Below are 15,835 nucleotides of genomic sequence, written 5' to 3'. Positions count from 1 at the left end.
AAGCTAATAAGCTAATAAGCTAATAAGCTCCTAATTTATCAGATGGTAGAGTAGCCACCATCAATTGTAATGGTAGTACCATTAATCCAACTTGCGGCTTTGGAAGCTAAGAACAATACCACAGCTGCCACTTCATCTGGATCTCCAAAGCGTGCTAATGGCGTGCGCGCCATGACAAAATCAGTAAATCCTTCCATCTGTTTTAGTGGTTCAATTAAAGGCGTGTCAATCCATCCAGGTACAACGGCATTAACACGCACCTTATCTTTAGCAAGATAAATCGCATGAGATTTAGTAAGCTGATCAATTGCGCCTTTAGATGATGAATATGCAGGAGTCATTCCTGATCCAAAGATGGCGTATAGCGAAGACACATTGATAATCGAGCCATTATCTGACTTAGCTAAGAGCGGCGCGGCACATTCGCTAATATGAAAAACTGCCGTTAGGTTAACATCAATGACTTTTTTGAAGGTTGGTAACTCGTGTTCTGTTGTAGAGCCCATGCCCGCACCATTAAATAGCACGTCTAGTTGATCTAAATTATTGAAAAAATCCGCTATTTTATTCTCATCTGTTACATCCATTTCTACCGTTTCAATATCCAACCCTTTAGGATATTTTGCCTCGGCACTGTTTAATCCTAACGCCAATACTTTAGCGCCTTTTTTTGCAAAGGCAATAGCCACGGATTGTCCAATTCCTGACGTTCCTCCAGTGACAACTGCAACTTTATTATTAAATAAGTCATCCGAAAATGTATTAAGTGCTTGCGTATCCATACAACCTGTCCTTTTTTTGAAACGTAAATGAAAACAACAGAATGATTCTGTTGAGGCATAACCTTTTTCACACCGTTTAAAATTAGCATAACTAGGGAGTCTAAAAGACGGGTTTTATTAAAAAATAAGTGGGTCTCAAAACCATTCTTTTGAGTGGTTGGCAGAATGTCTGTGGTCGATATACTAATAAACATCAGCAAGTGAGCAGTAGATCAGTAGCAAGCGAGTTACAGGTTTACCCCTTACTTTCTTATGACCAGCCAGCATATGAAAGATATTGATGCTGACTTTAACCGTAAATCAAAAGGAATTGTAATATGTCTATCGGCAACCCTCAAGACTATCTATTGACACTCAATATCAATAAAGAAGGCGAAGTGAAAAACGCTTTACCAGGCGTTCATGTGACCCCTTGTTATTTGAATCCTGAAGCTGGCGTATGGGTAATCTATGCTCGTTTTGATGCAGACACCTTATTACCTCGCCATTACCACACAGGAGTGGTGCATTTTTATACCACAGCTGGATCTTGGAATTATCTAGAGTATCCTGACGATGTTCAAACAACAGGCAGCTATTTGTTTGAGCCAGGTGGTTCTACGCACACTTTTAGCAGTAAAGAAGGTACAGAAGGCTTTATGGTGGTAGAAGGCGCTAATATAAACTTCAATGAAGATGGTTCGCTGATGTTTATCATGGATGCAAATTGGATTGAACAAGCCTTACATGCCGTAGCCAAACAAACAGGGCAAACAGTGCCACGTTATATCAAGCCTAATGCTAATAACGACTTCAGTGATAAAGCAACAAATAACCCTAACGTATAATTATCCTATTATCATGAGCAAATGAGACAAGCAGCTCAGCTTGTCTCATCTGACTGTTTAGATATTGCTTTAGCATGACTAACACTTCATACGCTATAAAAATTATATAACGCATACTGCTGATTGCACCTATACGTAGAGTGTACCTAGGGATGCGCACAATAAAATAAATATAAGGATATTCAAATGCTAGGGAAAATGATGTATCAGCCATTGCTAATTAGTAGTTTGATTGAGCATGCAGCTAAATATCATGGTGATACCACTATCTTATCGAAAGAGGTGGATGGACAAATTACGATTAGTGATTGGCTGACGGTTTCAAACAACTCAAAACGTTTAGCGAATGCACTAAAAGGACTGGGCCTAAAACCCTCAGAACGAATTGCAACACTGGCATGGAATAATCGACGTCATCTAGAGGCTTGGTACGCGATTTCAGGTAGTGGCATGATTTGCCATACCATCAATCCTCGTCTATTTCCTGAACAGCTAAGTTACATTATTAATGATGCTAATGACCAAGTACTGTTTTTTGATGTTACCTTCCTACCATTAATTATGGCGATTAAAGAGCAAATTACAGGCATTAAGCATTTTATTTGCTTGGGTAGCCATGATGATAAGGTAGTAGCGCAATTACCTGGCGTATTATTCTTTGATGAGTTGTTAGCAGAGAATTCTCCTGACTTTGAATGGCCACAATTCGATGAGGCGATTGCCAGCTCTTTATGCTACACCTCAGGAACAACAGGTAATCCTAAAGGGATTTTATACACCCATCGCTCCTCGGTGCTTCATGCGATGGCGCTATCTATGGCTGATATCTCAGCCCTATCTGCAAAAGACGTATTGTTACCGGTAGTGCCGATGTTTCATGTCAATGCATGGGGAACTCCTTATGCTGCAGCCTTGATTGGTTGCTCTTTAATACTGCCTGGACCGAATCTTGATGGTGACAGCTTAGTGTCTTTAATCGATGATTATCACGTGACTGTTGCTTTAGGTGTTCCAACGATTTGGCAAAGCCTGTTGACCGCTGCCAAAAAACGAGGAAGCAAGCTTGATAGTATGACCCGTACTATTGTCGGTGGAGCGGCTTGCCCACCATCTGTAATCAAAACTTTTAGAGAAGATTTCAATTGTGACGCGATACATGGTTGGGGGATGACAGAGACCAGTCCGCTTGGCACCATGAACCAAATAAAAGCTAAGCATAAATCGCTAAGTAAAGATGAGATAAATGAGTTGCGTAAATCTCAAGGTCGACCCCCTTACGGCGTTGAGATACGTCTTATGAACACCGATCAGCCTCTTGAAGCGGTAGCTGAAGATGGCGTATCGCAAGGACGCTTACAAATTCGAGGTCACTGGATCATTAACGATTATTACACTCATAACCCTGATGCCATCACTGAAGACGGTTGGTTTGATACTGGGGATATTGCCACCGTTGATGCCGATGGTTATATGAATATTCGCGATCGCTCAAAGGACTTAATTAAATCCGGTGGTGAGTGGATTTCTTCAGTTGAACTTGAAAATATTGCAGCCGCGCATCCACAAATAAAAATGGCGGCTGCGATTGCTGCAACCCATAAGAAGTGGGGCGAGCGTCCAGTGTTGATCGTGGTCAAAGAGCAAGATTCAGCACTCAGTGAGTCACAAGTGATTGATTTTTATGATGACAAAATTGCCAACTGGCAAATACCTGACAAAGTCATCTTTGTAGATAATATTGTACTGAATGGTGCTGGCAAGATGGTGAAAAAAGATTTGCGGGATGAGTATGGAGATGTGCTGTTAAGTTCATAGTACCAAATTAAGTCATATCACATTAAAAAACAAGGAGCGTTAGTCATGATATTCAATAAATCAGACAAGCAGGTTAGATGGATTATTGGTGGAAGTAGTGGCATTGGCTATGAGCTAGCAAAGCGCTACTTGCAAGCCGGCGACAAGGTTTGTATTTTTGCCCATGATCAAATTGATGAAGCGGTTGCAACGCTGAATGAATTCGCAAAAGAGTCTAAAAAAGGCGCGAAACACAATGAAAATAGCGACTCTATAAAGGGCTATGAAGTTGATGTAACAGATACTAAGCAATTAGCAGCGGTGTTCAATGACGCGGAACAAGCTTTTTCTGCACCTGATACTGTTATAAATAGTGCTGGTATCGCCATTGCAAAATCCTTTGAAGAGATGACTGAGGAAGAGTTTAAACGGCAAATAGATATCAATCTAGTCGGTAGCCGTAACGTAGCTTATTGCGCTTTGCCTCATCTAAAAGCCGCGCGCAGTAATAGCAAACAGCGCCCTAAATTGGTACTGATCTCATCGATGGCTGGCTTAGTGGCTTGCTATGGCTATGCGGGTTATTGTGCTTCTAAGTTTGGCATTATTGGCTTGGCTGATGTGTTAAGGATGGAGCTGAGTAAGCCAGAGGGCATCGATATTGCTGTCGTCTGTCCGCCTGAGGTTGAGACGCCTTTAGTATTTGAAGAACGAAAATCTGGATCACCCATTACCACTCAGCTTAAGCAATTAGGGGGTAGTTTACCTATTGAAGTGGCCGTTGATGAGATATTAGCAGGCATCCGCGCTAACGACTTCTTCATTATACCTGGTAAGCAAGCTCGCAAGCTTTATCATCTAACGCGCTTATTGCCAATGACTGTTCGTGGCCAAGTAGATAAAAAGTTGGCAAAAATCCTTAAGAATTCTGCTTAATAGCTTATCTGTCCTAAGAAAATGGTTTAAGTCATCTAAAAGTTAGATCTATTTTTAAAATCGTCATTAGTCAAACAGCCTGTCAAAGGCTGTTTGTAGGATAACTCATACCAAAAAAAGACGGATAGTGACATACAAGGGAGTGTATACCATGGCAAATATCAATCAAAGCCGGATAACGGTGTCTGAAATACTGACCCAGCCTCAGCATCATCTGCCAGATTTACCTCATAATGAGTCTTATCAGTTTCATAGCATGATAAAACCTAGTGGCTCGCAATGTAATATCGACTGCCAATATTGCTTTTATCTGCACAAAGAGCAACTGCTTGAGCAGCCAAAAACGCCTCGCATGTCTGATGATTTATTAGAGCAGCATATTAGACAATATATAGAGGCGCAAACTGGCTCTGAGGTGGTATTTAGCTGGCAAGGTGGCGAGCCGATGCTAATGGGGTTGGACTTTTATCAGCGGGTAGTTGAGCTGCAAGCTAAGTATAAAAAGGCTGATCAAACCATCTATAACGACCTGCAAACCAACGGTATATTAATCGATGAAAAATGGTGCGAGTTTTTAAAGAAACATCAGTTTTTGGTTGGCTTATCGATAGATGGTTCTGCCAAGTTTCATAACGAGTATCGACGTACTAATAATGATAAACCCACCCATCATTTAGTGATGAGGGCAGTGGCCTTATTACGTCAATACGATATCGAATTTAATGCGCTATGTGTAGTCAATGCCTATAACAGTCAACATCCCTTAGAGGTCTATCGGTTCTTACGCGATGACGTGGCACCAAAAATGATCCAATTTAGTGCTTGTGTTGAACCTGTAGATTTCAAAACCTCTGGCCCTAACTATCTAAAAGATCAAGCGACTCAACAGGCTGATAATCAAGTCACGCATTGGTCAGTCACTAGCCAAGGCTGGGGCAATTTTTTAGCCGACATTTGGGATGAGTGGTTGGCATACGACTATGGTGAAGTGTTCGTTGATCAGTTTGAAAATACTGTCTCCCAAATCTTTGGATACGGCGCGCAAAAATGTACCACCGCGCAAATCTGTGGCAAGGCCCTAGCAATTGAGCATAATGGCGATGTTTATTCCTGTGATCATTTTGTCTATCCAGAATTTAAGCTTGGCAATATTAGCGACATTCACGAAGGTGACTTAGCCTTTAGTAAGGAGCAAGAGCAGTTTGCCTTTGCGAAGTATCAACAGCTCACTAAGTATTGTCAGCAGTGTCCTTATTTACAACTATGTTGGGGTGAGTGTCCGAAAAACAGATTTATCAGTAGCCCTGATGGTGAAAAGGGTTTGAACTATTTATGTCAAGGCCTAAAGATTTTTTATCAAAAAGCAGTGTCTGATTATCCGGTATTGAGTGCACGCCTACAATAATAGGCAAAGCAATATTTACTTATAAAAAGGCCAAGATTTAGAGCTAAGGCTAATAGATTAGGGAGGTGTAAACGCCATACAACGCTGTACATTGTCATAGCATTTTTTATATTTAACGCATTTAAATCCCTATTGTGATCAAGGAGGATACCGTGGGTATCAAAAAATCGTCATTATCTTTGGCCGTCAGTTTATTACTACTGTCAGGCATCAGCGTCAGTCACGCTAGTACTGAAACTCCAGTAGCCCCTACCAATACTATTGGCGGAGATCCCTTTTTAAAGGCAGTGGTTGTCTCTGATAGCATGGAGCCTGCCATACCTCATCCTGAACAGGACAAGATAGCAGAACAAAAGCTGCGCGCTCTAAAGCAGAAAACAGGCAAGGCTCCTAACGTCCTTATCTTCTTAGTAGATGATATGGGCTGGGGCGACTTAGGCGTTTATGGCGGCGGTGAGGCAGTAGGCGCACCGACTCCAAATATTGATAAGCTGGCGCAGCAAGGATTGCGTTTTACTTCATTCTATGCCCAGCCTTTTAGCACGCCTTCAAGAGCCGCTATGATGACTGGACGCATGCCAAATCGTACAGGACTGACTAGACCGATACTCACAGGAGAAAAGATTACACAGAACCCATGGGCAGGTGAAAAAACTGCCGCTGGTATTCTAAGCGATTCAGGTTATCAAACCGCCTTGTCAGGAAAATGGCATCTAGGTGAGAGCGATGGCACTTATCCTCATCAAAATGGCTATGATGAATATTATGGCATCCTACCTGTGGTCTCCAACATGACTGAGATGTTAGATGAACGTATCTATCCAAACTTAGTCAACAATCCTGAACTAAATGCGAAATTAAAAGCTATTCAGCCTCCTGAGATTACCAGCGGTGTCGAAGGTGGACCTTTAAAGATAGAGCAAAAGCTTAAAAACTTAGATGACATCAGAGAGCTCGATCAACAGTTCGCTGATTATTCAGATAGTTTTATCCGTCAAAACAAAGATAAGCCTTTTTATTTAGTGCATTCATTCTCACGACTACACAATGACAATTACCCTGCCGAGGGTTATAAAGGTAAAAGCCCCGCCAAGTTCCCGTATAAAGATGGGGTTATAGAGGTCGATGATATCGTCGGTCGCTTAATGAAAACTTTAAAAGATACTGGACAGCTTGAAAATACTCTAGTGTTCTTTACCTCAGATAATGGCGCGAATGAAGACGTCTGGCCAGATTCAGGCTTCCATCCTTGGAAAGGTGGTAAAGGTACCACATGGGAAGGGGGTATACGCGTACCTGGTATTGCTTATTGGCCAGGGATGATAAAACCAGGACGGGTGAGCGATGGAATTATCGATATTTTAGATCTGTTCAATACCTCAGTTGCTGTTGCAGGACAGAGTAATAAGATTCCTAAAGATCGTTATATAGATGGCATTGATCAAACTGGCTTTTTGTTAGCTGATAATGGTGAGTCAAATCGCGAAACGGCATATTTTTATGCCTTCAATCAATTTACAGCGCTGCGCTGGAATGAATACAAAGTTCATTTTAAAGTAATGCAAACCTCAGCGACTAGAAAGAATATCGATCAAACGACGATACAGACTGCCTCTCCAGCACCTTGGGTTTATAATCTGTACATGGATCCAAAAGAGCAACAAGCTAGTCATATTGGCTTTGAGTGGGGTTATCCACGGGTAGTCGGTCTAGCCAAATATCATGCAGGCACTTATAAAAAGTATCCACCTAAAGATATTGGACTTAATGTTCCTTAAGTATAAAGTGTATGTTTTATAGATTAGTATTGAATGTTGATTTAGTTTATTGAAAATCTGAAGTATCTTGATCGCTTCTAGTTGAGTGATTAAGCCCCAATATTTATCATATTAGCTGAGTAAAAATTAAACATAAAAAGGTCACCAATACTCTATTATTTAGAGCGTTGGCGACCTTTTTTACTATTATCCATACTTACTCATAGCGCACATTAACTCATAATATCGATAATGGTATTGAAGAATTTTGGAATCAGTCTAAACGAACACTCAGAAAATATAATGGGTTCGATAAAAAGCACTTCCTTTTATTCTTAAAAGATTGCGAGTTTAGGTTCAACTATGGGTTACCCTCTAATCAGCTCAAAACTTTGAGAAAATGGTGTGATATTTAATCCTTATCTATTAAAGTCCCTACATTTTTTTAGCTGTGAAGTAGTTACCGTTCTCGTTCCAAAACTCTAAATCACCTTTTCCGTTTACAACGAAATACTCATTGAAGCCTTTTTCACCTTCAATTTGAAGTTTTACGCCTTTATCAATTTGGGTAAGTTTGTACTCTTCATCTGAACTCTTCGTATCATACGTTGTCTGCATATAAGCTTTGCCATCTTTTATATAGGCAACCATTCTATAATCTATTCCGTTAGCTACCATCCAACTTCCTAGTATCACGCCTTCTGGAAAAGGTATATTTTTTAATCGTTCATAATCCGCAGCATTCTTTCCCATAATGTGCACTTTAAGATCTGGATCGTAGTCCGTTTTCGCCCAGAAAGCTTGGTCTGTGCCTTCGCCTGCAATACGGTAGCCTATAAAGGTTCGCTCAACTTTTTTATTTGAAAGAGCATATATCTCTTCTGCTATTGTCTTAAGAGTATTCTCATCTGTTCGTGAGGATAACTGCACCTCTACAGTACGCTTGATATTGCCTTTGACCTCATCTTCTGTAATCTTATATGACGGCACGTTAGTAGCAGCGTTATTTGATCCACTAGCATCAGTAACTGTACTTTCTGATGCAACCGCATCAGGAGTATCTACAGCACTATCAGAACAGGCTGTAAGTATTAAGAGAGCTGTCACAGCAGCTACAATCGTTAATTTTTCAAACATGCTTTACCCCGAAAATCACAACAACAGCATTGTAATGCAAAAATGCAACAAAGGTAATTAAAGATACATTACAATAATATAAAGAAATATGCTTATGTATTCTATTTATCTTCATAGTCTTTTCTAGCAATCGCAGCTAACATATCAAGTAGCATTGAATTAATGGCTTATAAGATCCTGCTCATAAACTTTGTGCTATTCTCACTTTGCAAAGCAATATAAGAGGCGGGCAGCTCTTTTGAGACTATAGCCAACTTCTTTTCTGATAGCATTCTTTTGAGAGTATCCCAATCAGCTTGGTTTATAGTGGTTCCTTTATATCGATCTACTTTAAGTGGTCTACTAATAGGTTTAGAGAGTGAAGTAGCTGGTTCCGCTGGGATATACCTCAGGGAACCAGTAATACGTCCAGTACCAACTCAATATTAAGTACTTATCGAGTTATTCCCATATTTACTTATATCTGCGCCTGCGGATTATTTTTAGCATAACGCCATGACATCAATGCAGTAATAACGAGCACTATTGCAATAAAGCCTAAAGACGCTGCAATTGGAACATGATAGACCTCAAGTAGAAGCATTTTTATACCAATAAAGGTCATGATTACACCTAGCCCATATGGTAAGTAGTGCATTGTGGCTGCTGCGCCTGCTAATAGGAAGAACATAGCACGCAGACCTAGAATAGCGAATAAGTTGGCGCTTAATACAATGAATGGGTCGGTGGTAATAGCAAAAATAGCCGGAATAGAATCAACCGCAAAAATAACATCAGAGATTTCAACTAAAATCAACACTACCAACATGGGTGTCGCCCACAATAGACCGTTTTCACGCACTAAAAACTTTTCGCCTCGCATCGTGGGCGTAATGCGCATATGGCGACGTAGCCATTTTAATAGCTTCATTTCTTCAAGGTCGACAGGTTCGTCATGGCCACCTTTTAAAAACTTATAGCCGGTATAAACCAAAAACGCACCAAAGATATAAAGTATCCATGAAAACTCTTGAATTAGCCATGCGCCTGCAAGAATAAAAATAGTGCGTAAAACAATAGCGCCTATCACGCCATATAATAGGATACGACGCTGCAAAGCAGGTGGAACAGCAAACGCGCCAAAAATCATGAGCCAGACGAACACGTTATCAATCGCTAGTGATTTTTCGATTAAATAACCAGTCACAAACTCTAAGGTTTTTTGGTTAGCAACTGCCGTACCCAAATTTGTATTTAAATACCACCATAATCCGCCTGCAAATATTGCAGATACACTGACCCAAGCGATACTCCATAGTGCAGCCAACTTGATAGATACAGGTTGGTGCTCATTTTGTACTGCGTTTACGTCGGAATTCTCTGGGAGATCTTTGTGTTTAAAGCCTAAAAAGTCGATCAATAACATGACTGCGACTATTACAAAAAAAATGGCATATAGCCAAGGTGTGCCGATGGTTTCCACAATATTCCTCAAGTATAGACAACAGGGATCACTATTCTATTTAGTTCCAATTGGTATGTCCTCATACTAGCGACAGAGCCCTAAAAAGAAACTTTAATATACACATTTTACTTATTTTTACCTACATTAATTATGAACCCTGCCGTCAAATCCTTACAAACAAACTTGAGTTATGTTGATCAGGCGGCTTAATAATGTCCGTTGTTTCCATAACAGCGCTTATGGCAAATAAAAATAATGATCCAAAAGCTCACTGCGTATACACAACGAAGTACACTAAAACTATCTCAGGGACTAAAATCGTTGCTATCATTCGCCTACAGCCTAATGTTCAAGTCCTCACTAGGGGACCGCCTATTTTTCCTGTAAGAGTGATTATTGTAAATATGTCGTATATTCTGTTATTAAGCTGGATAAATGAAAAATTAGTCATTATCAGTTTGTTCATTAGTTTGTATAAGGCTTTCTAATCTGGCAATACCACACCAAAAGAGGTTGGTGGCTTCTCAAACAGACTTAGGAATCGCAATAAGTCTATCTTACTGCCATCAATAGTTAACTCATCGGATAACAGTATTTTTTTGATACCCGCTTCACCAATTAGCATATCAATAAATAAAGGATGAGGCAGGCTTAGTGTGGCGTTAACCTCTTGTTTTAATGGTATCTTATTATCTAACAACCTATGATGAAGAACAGCGTTTTCAACCCACAGTAGATAGCTTTCATCTAAATCGGTAAAGTTGATCTTAATGCGCCAGTCTTTATCGGCTGCGTCCTCAGCTTTTAGTCGGACAGACATGGTATCGAAAAAGTTTGATACTGGCGTTTGCAAAAACACATCTTTTAAAGAGGCCATATCAATGCCTGCATTCGGTGTGCCTTGGCGTAATTCTAATGCTGCTGTCAAATAAACATCGCGCCATGGACCGGATTCAGCTTGATACCCTAACTGATCATAGGTGCTGGCTAGCAATTTTCGCGCAGCAGTGTTACTAGGTTCAGCAAATACCAAATGATTTAGTAGCTCAGCACTCCAGCGATAATCGCCTTTATCAAACGCCGTTTGCGACTGTGACAGCATCTTCTCACTACCAACCATGGCAACATAAGCAGTTGCACGTTGCGCATCAGGTAAGGGATCTAAATGGGCGGGATTGGCATCATACCAACCTAAATAGTTCTGATAAACAGCTCGGGCATTGTGCTTAACCGTGCCGTAGTATTCACGATTGGAGAATACTTTAGATAAACTGGGCGGCAACTTGATGTCTTCTGCAATTTCGCCCGGCGTCATGCCTTTATTCATCCGACGTACACTTTGGTCATGAATAAACTTATAAGTATCACGCTGTTGAGTTAAAAAGGTCTGAATTCTCTCTTGACCCCACATAGGCCAATGATGACTAGCAAAATAAATATCGGCATCAGCAAATAAGTTACGTGCCTCTTCAATATAGCTACTCCATTTCAGCGCATCACGAACTTTTGCGCCACGTAAGGTATAGAGGTTATGCATATTACGTGAGACCAACTCTGCACCACCAAAAGCCTTGTACTTTGGTAAATAAAAGGTCAGTTCTGCTGGAGCTTCAGACTCTGGGGTATATTGAAATTCGAAATCTATACCATCTATCTTTAAGTCAGTTGGGGTAGCGCTGACTAACTGCGTCGGCTTAGCAATACTGAATTGGCCAAAGGCTGGACCCTTACCTAAACCCGTATCAACATGACCGAATTCATCACGTGCTAAATCCTTACCGTACATATAAACGGCACGACGGCTCATCGCCGTACCCGCAAGAATATTTTCACTGGTTGCTTCTTCCATGAAGCCACCAGGAGCAATGATTGGAATATTTTTCTTGGCAATCTCTTCCTGACTGACAATGCCTAAAACCCCACCAAAGTGGTCAATGTGACTGTGAGTAAAGATAATAGCACTGATGTTGGTGGTATTCGGATAACGCTTAGCCAAATGCTTCATAGCAAAATCAAAAGCGTAACGGGCGGTTTCTTTTGAGGTCATCGCATCAACGACAATCCAGCCACTATCGGCTTTAATTAGCGTCATGTTAGATAAATCAAAACCACGTAGCTGATAGATGCCAGGTGTAACTTCAAACAGGCCTTGAATGTTATTAAGCTTAGCCTGACGCCACAGGCTAGGATTGACAGTGTCGGGAGCCTCACCTTGAATAAAATCATAGGCGACCATGTCCCAAACATTTTTGGTGGGATCCGTTGCAGAAGGTATCTGTAGATATTTTACACTGGCAATCAGGCCGCGACGCGCATCTTCAAAGTCCTGTTGGTCGGCCAAGTTCAGCTCACTAGCAACCTGACGGTTGAATTCTATCGTGCTGGCAGTTGCCGCACGTTCACCATCACTAACCGCTATTTTTGTCGTTGGTGCATTATTGTTGCAGGCCACCAGTAATAAACTGCTGCATAATAGTAGGAGACGGCTTGAGCTCAATATACTAGTGTGAGCTGTGCTTGAGAAGGTATTACTTACCATTATAAATTCCTTTTTTTGATAAATGACACAGAGGTACATTGACCTCATTAAACTCATCAGTTGATACATGACCAATAGCACTATTCAGTTATCTTTGTTAGATTGACGTTTAGTGGCACAATAAATCAGCCCGACCAAAAATTTTTCAGAGAACCAATATGAAAGACAATCAATTCAGTGTTCATAAAAGTATGGTTCTCTCTAACAGAAAAGCATTGGCTTTATATTTATTTAAAATCAACCGTTTTCACGATATACCTGAAATTATGTTACAAGCCCTTGATTTAGATAAATTCGATGGCGACAGAGTCCCTCTTGAGGTCGTAACCAAAGAGATCAATTTGGCTGCACATACTTTGCAGGAGGATTATTTGGGCTTAAAGGTCATGGATCTGGTCGATATAAAGTCTTTACCTTTATACCAAGGTATAAAACTGTGCATTAATCCTTTATTAAACGCTGATATACAGATTCCATTTATTGTACTTTGCCGTTTGGTTGCTCGATATTTTAAGGTAATTACTGAGTCCATACAGGTATGCTTAATTGAGGAGAGAAACCTCTTACGCTTAGATTTTAAGCCAAGTATGCCAGAGCAGTTTAGTCATCATCAGATTGACGGCGTGATGCTTGCTGTGCATAAAATATTAGCTAGCTTTAGCCCAGTAAAGCCTACAAAATTAACGCTATTCTATCGTCGATCCTCGCATGATATAGAGCTTTATAAAAAACTATTAGGAGTATCTGCCGAACTATTTGGCGCAACGAATAGTTTATATTACACTCTAAAAACCAATTCCCCATCTAACGCCATATTGGTTACCCAGTCTGGAAAAATATTAGAAAACACTTTTTTTATTGGTCCGTTGCACAACATGTTAGATAAAGAGTTTCCTAACTTAAGTTATACAGAACGTTGCCAACATATATTAACCACTATTATGGGATTGAACGAACCTACTCGTGAACAAGTTGCACAAGTATTGAATATGAGCGTCAGTAGCCTGCAGAGGCGTTTACGAGAAGAAGATATGTCGTTTCAACAGATACTATTAGCTACTCGCAAAACAATGGCTGATAAATACTTGCTAGAGCAGCATCTATCAGTCACCGAGGTTGCTTTTTTATTAGGCTATCAATCTAGTAGTCAATTTTTTAAAGCATTTAAGCAGTGGTATGCAATGACCCCGATGGCTTATCAAAAACTCCATCGGAGTGATTCCTAAATCAATAAGCTAAGTCAATTACTGAGGCAATGAGGCATAAGCATCACAACCTAATGCTTCGAACTCTGCTTTGGTAAAATACTGGATAGCTGGCATGAACTCTCCTAACACTTCTGCTTCGTCTCCAGTCACAGAGGTATTTTGAATAGCATTCTCAAAATCAGCAGCGGGCAGCATATGTCTCATCAGTAATAGACCGTCCGTTTTATGATCTTGTCTACCAGGAATAATAGAGAAGCCATCGCCTTTTTCAGACCAAGGTAAAAAGCCTACGCCGCATTCATCAGTGGCGTTAACAGGGCGATCAGAAGGTAAGCTAGTAACCATCGTATAGTAACCATCAGGATTTATATCGACTTGTTCATCGTATAAACAAGCCGTTACTTTTTGAGAGTAATACTCATTTTGGCACATAGACCAATAGCGTAGCTGAGACTCGCTTTCATCGAATATCTCATTACCATTTAATGTTGAGGTTATTTTTGGAATTTTACCGCGTATGACGACAACAGGTTTAATGTCTCTATCTATATAAGTGCCAACGTATTGATTGTCCAAATTAGCGAACCAACCAACTTGTCTTGGTGGATTGCCATCACACTGTCCCAAAAATCCACATCTGAGACTAAACTGAACGCTATAAAGTGCACGCCAGATAGGGTTCTCTTTCGCAGGATTATTTTGGCGAAGCTGAGCGTAAGTTTGTTCGGGAATTACGGGATTCCTCATTGGCTCTTGATCAGATTTAAGGGTGTCGCACACCGCTTGACCTTTTAACACTTCACCATTGCTTAAAGTAAGTTCTGGAGTGGGTAAGCCTACGCCACCAGTAGCATCGTTTCCTTTATCTGGCACGTAAACGCGATACAATAATAGTGATTCACCATTTTCGTGAGTGTAGTCGTATAGAGTATTATCTAGCGGTATTATCGGTGCTTCGCCAGCAGCCAGTTCAATTTGATAACTGCGCTTATCGCCATTACGCTGAGCGCCTTGAATGAACGGATTGGTTGATCCGATATTCGACTTTATTTGCTGGTCTCTCAAGGCGAATGCAGGAGTATCGTCTTGTCGATAACTGTTGAAAGACATATAACGGGCGAAAGGAAATTCGCCACTGAGTTTTAAACTTGATCCTTCAGGCAGACTGTATTTCGCGTGCCAATATGTTGCACCTGAGTCAAGATAGGCGAAGCTAGTATCTGGGTTGTCGATACTATATGGTCCACCCCAGAAACAACCTTTAACATCCTCTTCAGGTAAATTAGGATCTGGAATAATAGTGGTAATAGTTCCATTATCGTCACCACAGGCAGCCAATAATCCCATACTGAAGATCATGGCAGTGGTTAAAGTAAGCTTTGTTAGATTAAGCATAAATACTCCTGTTTATCATTATTACGTCCCTGTTCAGCCTTTTACTGGCTAACATAATAAATTTAACATGAGGGGTATTTATCCAGTAGATGTATTCGGGTCAACTATTATGTTCACTGTGTCAATTCGGGTCATACTACTTATTAATATATAGAAAACTAATTTAGAAGTTCAAAATTTAGATAGTTAATAAACCGCCTCGGGATTGTCGGAGACTCAACATTCTGAGAGAATACGACAACAAAAAGACAAACCTACACTCCTGAGATTAAAGAACGTGCAGTTCGCATGCTGATTGAAGCGTCGAGCGACTATCCCTACACATGGTCAGCCATTCAAGCCATAGCGTCAAAGATTGGCTGTACGCTTGAGACCCTGCGCTTATGGCATAAAAAGCATATCGAGCAAACTATTCCTGCCTCGGTACAAGCTCAAAGCCAAGATCAATGCATAAAGTAGCTTGAACACGAATGCAGAGAGCTCAAGCAAGCCAATGAGATTGTACGTAAGGCTGCTGGGATTGAAGCCCAGGCGGAGCTCGACCGTCTACTCAAGTAATGGTTCAGTTATGTATGTGAGGTTTTAGGGCAGGGCACGGTTTGGGCACCAAA

At 40.7% G+C, this 15,835-nt stretch carries 11 protein-coding genes and 2 pseudogenes; 8 read left to right on the top strand and 5 right to left on the bottom strand.

Annotation, left to right across the window (positions count from 1 at the left end):
- Nucleotides 1-38: 38 nt before the first annotated feature.
- Complete coding sequence (locus tag H0262_RS07230) at nt 39-782, bottom strand: SDR family NAD(P)-dependent oxidoreductase (RefSeq protein ID WP_181210258.1); 744 nt, start codon at nt 780-782, stop codon at nt 39-41.
- A 317-nt stretch (nt 783-1,099) separates the two neighbouring features.
- Between H0262_RS07230 and H0262_RS07225 the strand changes: the two genes are divergently transcribed.
- The 6 genes and pseudogenes from H0262_RS07225 to H0262_RS07200 all read left to right on the top strand — a co-directional run.
- Nucleotides 1,100-1,609, top strand: coding sequence for a 2,4'-dihydroxyacetophenone dioxygenase family protein (locus H0262_RS07225; RefSeq protein ID WP_181210257.1), 510 nt, complete (start codon nt 1,100-1,102; stop codon nt 1,607-1,609).
- Nucleotides 1,610-1,795: 186 nt separating this feature from the next.
- Nucleotides 1,796-3,424 (top strand): long-chain fatty acid--CoA ligase, encoded by a 1,629-nt coding sequence (locus H0262_RS07220; RefSeq protein ID WP_181210256.1) that lies wholly within the window; start codon nt 1,796-1,798, stop codon nt 3,422-3,424.
- A gap of 45 nt (nt 3,425-3,469) precedes the next feature.
- A complete protein-coding gene (locus H0262_RS07215) occupies nt 3,470-4,339 on the top strand; it encodes an SDR family NAD(P)-dependent oxidoreductase (RefSeq protein WP_181210255.1) in 870 nt (289 codons plus the stop codon).
- Between the two features lie 151 nt (nt 4,340-4,490).
- Nucleotides 4,491-5,744 (top strand): anaerobic sulfatase maturase, encoded by a 1,254-nt coding sequence (locus tag H0262_RS07210; RefSeq protein ID WP_181210254.1) that lies wholly within the window; start codon nt 4,491-4,493, stop codon nt 5,742-5,744.
- A gap of 152 nt (nt 5,745-5,896) precedes the next feature.
- Complete coding sequence (locus H0262_RS07205) at nt 5,897-7,522, top strand: arylsulfatase (RefSeq protein WP_201531574.1); 1,626 nt, start codon at nt 5,897-5,899, stop codon at nt 7,520-7,522.
- Between the two features lie 230 nt (nt 7,523-7,752).
- Nucleotides 7,753-7,917 (top strand): annotated as a pseudogene (locus H0262_RS07200) (IS1595 family transposase); the annotation flags it as partial.
- A 19-nt stretch (nt 7,918-7,936) separates the two neighbouring features.
- Here H0262_RS07200 and H0262_RS07195 read toward each other — a convergent pair.
- The 3 genes from H0262_RS07195 to H0262_RS07185 form a co-directional block, all read right to left on the bottom strand.
- On the bottom strand, nt 7,937-8,638 hold the full coding sequence (locus tag H0262_RS07195; protein WP_181210253.1) for a hypothetical protein: 702 nt from the start codon (nt 8,636-8,638) through the stop codon (nt 7,937-7,939).
- 457 nt (nt 8,639-9,095) lie between these two features.
- Entirely contained in the window at nt 9,096-10,100 is a 1,005-nt protein-coding gene (locus H0262_RS07190; RefSeq protein WP_181210252.1) for a TerC family protein, read from the bottom strand.
- A 466-nt stretch (nt 10,101-10,566) separates the two neighbouring features.
- Entirely contained in the window at nt 10,567-12,621 is a 2,055-nt protein-coding gene (locus H0262_RS07185) for an alkyl/aryl-sulfatase (RefSeq protein ID WP_181210251.1), read from the bottom strand.
- Between the two features lie 158 nt (nt 12,622-12,779).
- Here H0262_RS07185 and H0262_RS07180 point away from each other — a divergent pair, with 158 nt between their 5' ends.
- A complete protein-coding gene (locus H0262_RS07180; protein WP_181210250.1) occupies nt 12,780-13,847 on the top strand; it encodes a helix-turn-helix transcriptional regulator in 1,068 nt (355 codons plus the stop codon).
- Nucleotides 13,848-13,865: 18 nt separating this feature from the next.
- On the opposite strand, the gene H0262_RS07175 is transcribed toward H0262_RS07180, so the two are convergent.
- The gene (locus H0262_RS07175; protein WP_181210249.1) at nt 13,866-15,224 is read right to left on the bottom strand and encodes a hypothetical protein; all 1,359 of its coding nucleotides are present in this window, start codon (nt 15,222-15,224) and stop codon (nt 13,866-13,868) included.
- Between the two features lie 288 nt (nt 15,225-15,512).
- Here H0262_RS07175 and H0262_RS13140 point away from each other — a divergent pair.
- Nucleotides 15,513-15,787, top strand: a pseudogene (locus tag H0262_RS13140) (IS3 family transposase); the annotation flags it as partial.
- Nucleotides 15,788-15,835 lie beyond the last annotated feature (48 nt).

Origin of the sequence: Psychrobacter sp. D2 (genome assembly GCF_013608135.1) — a bacterium.
Lineage (GTDB): Bacteria > Pseudomonadota > Gammaproteobacteria > Pseudomonadales > Moraxellaceae > Psychrobacter > Psychrobacter cryohalolentis.
The sequence above is the reverse complement of the archived record's forward strand: the minus strand, read 5'-3'. Positions and strand labels throughout refer to the sequence as shown.

Excerpts from the sequence above, each read along its gene's own strand:
- H0262_RS07195 (WP_181210253.1), bottom strand. The coding sequence starts at position 8,638 with ATGTTTGAAAAATTAACGATTGTAGCTGCTGTGACAGCTCTCTTAATA.
- H0262_RS07220 (WP_181210256.1), top strand. The coding sequence starts at position 1,796 with ATGCTAGGGAAAATGATGTATCAGCCATTGCTAATTAGTAGTTTGATT.
- H0262_RS07215 (WP_181210255.1), top strand. The coding sequence starts at position 3,470 with ATGATATTCAATAAATCAGACAAGCAGGTTAGATGGATTATTGGTGGA.
- H0262_RS07180 (WP_181210250.1), top strand. The coding sequence starts at position 12,780 with ATGAAAGACAATCAATTCAGTGTTCATAAAAGTATGGTTCTCTCTAAC.
- H0262_RS07175 (WP_181210249.1), bottom strand. The coding sequence starts at position 15,224 with ATGCTTAATCTAACAAAGCTTACTTTAACCACTGCCATGATCTTCAGT.
- H0262_RS07225 (WP_181210257.1), top strand. The coding sequence starts at position 1,100 with ATGTCTATCGGCAACCCTCAAGACTATCTATTGACACTCAATATCAAT.
- H0262_RS07230 (WP_181210258.1), bottom strand. The coding sequence starts at position 782 with ATGGATACGCAAGCACTTAATACATTTTCGGATGACTTATTTAATAAT.
- H0262_RS07185 (WP_181210251.1), bottom strand. The coding sequence starts at position 12,621 with ATGGTAAGTAATACCTTCTCAAGCACAGCTCACACTAGTATATTGAGC.
- H0262_RS07210 (WP_181210254.1), top strand. The coding sequence starts at position 4,491 with ATGGCAAATATCAATCAAAGCCGGATAACGGTGTCTGAAATACTGACC.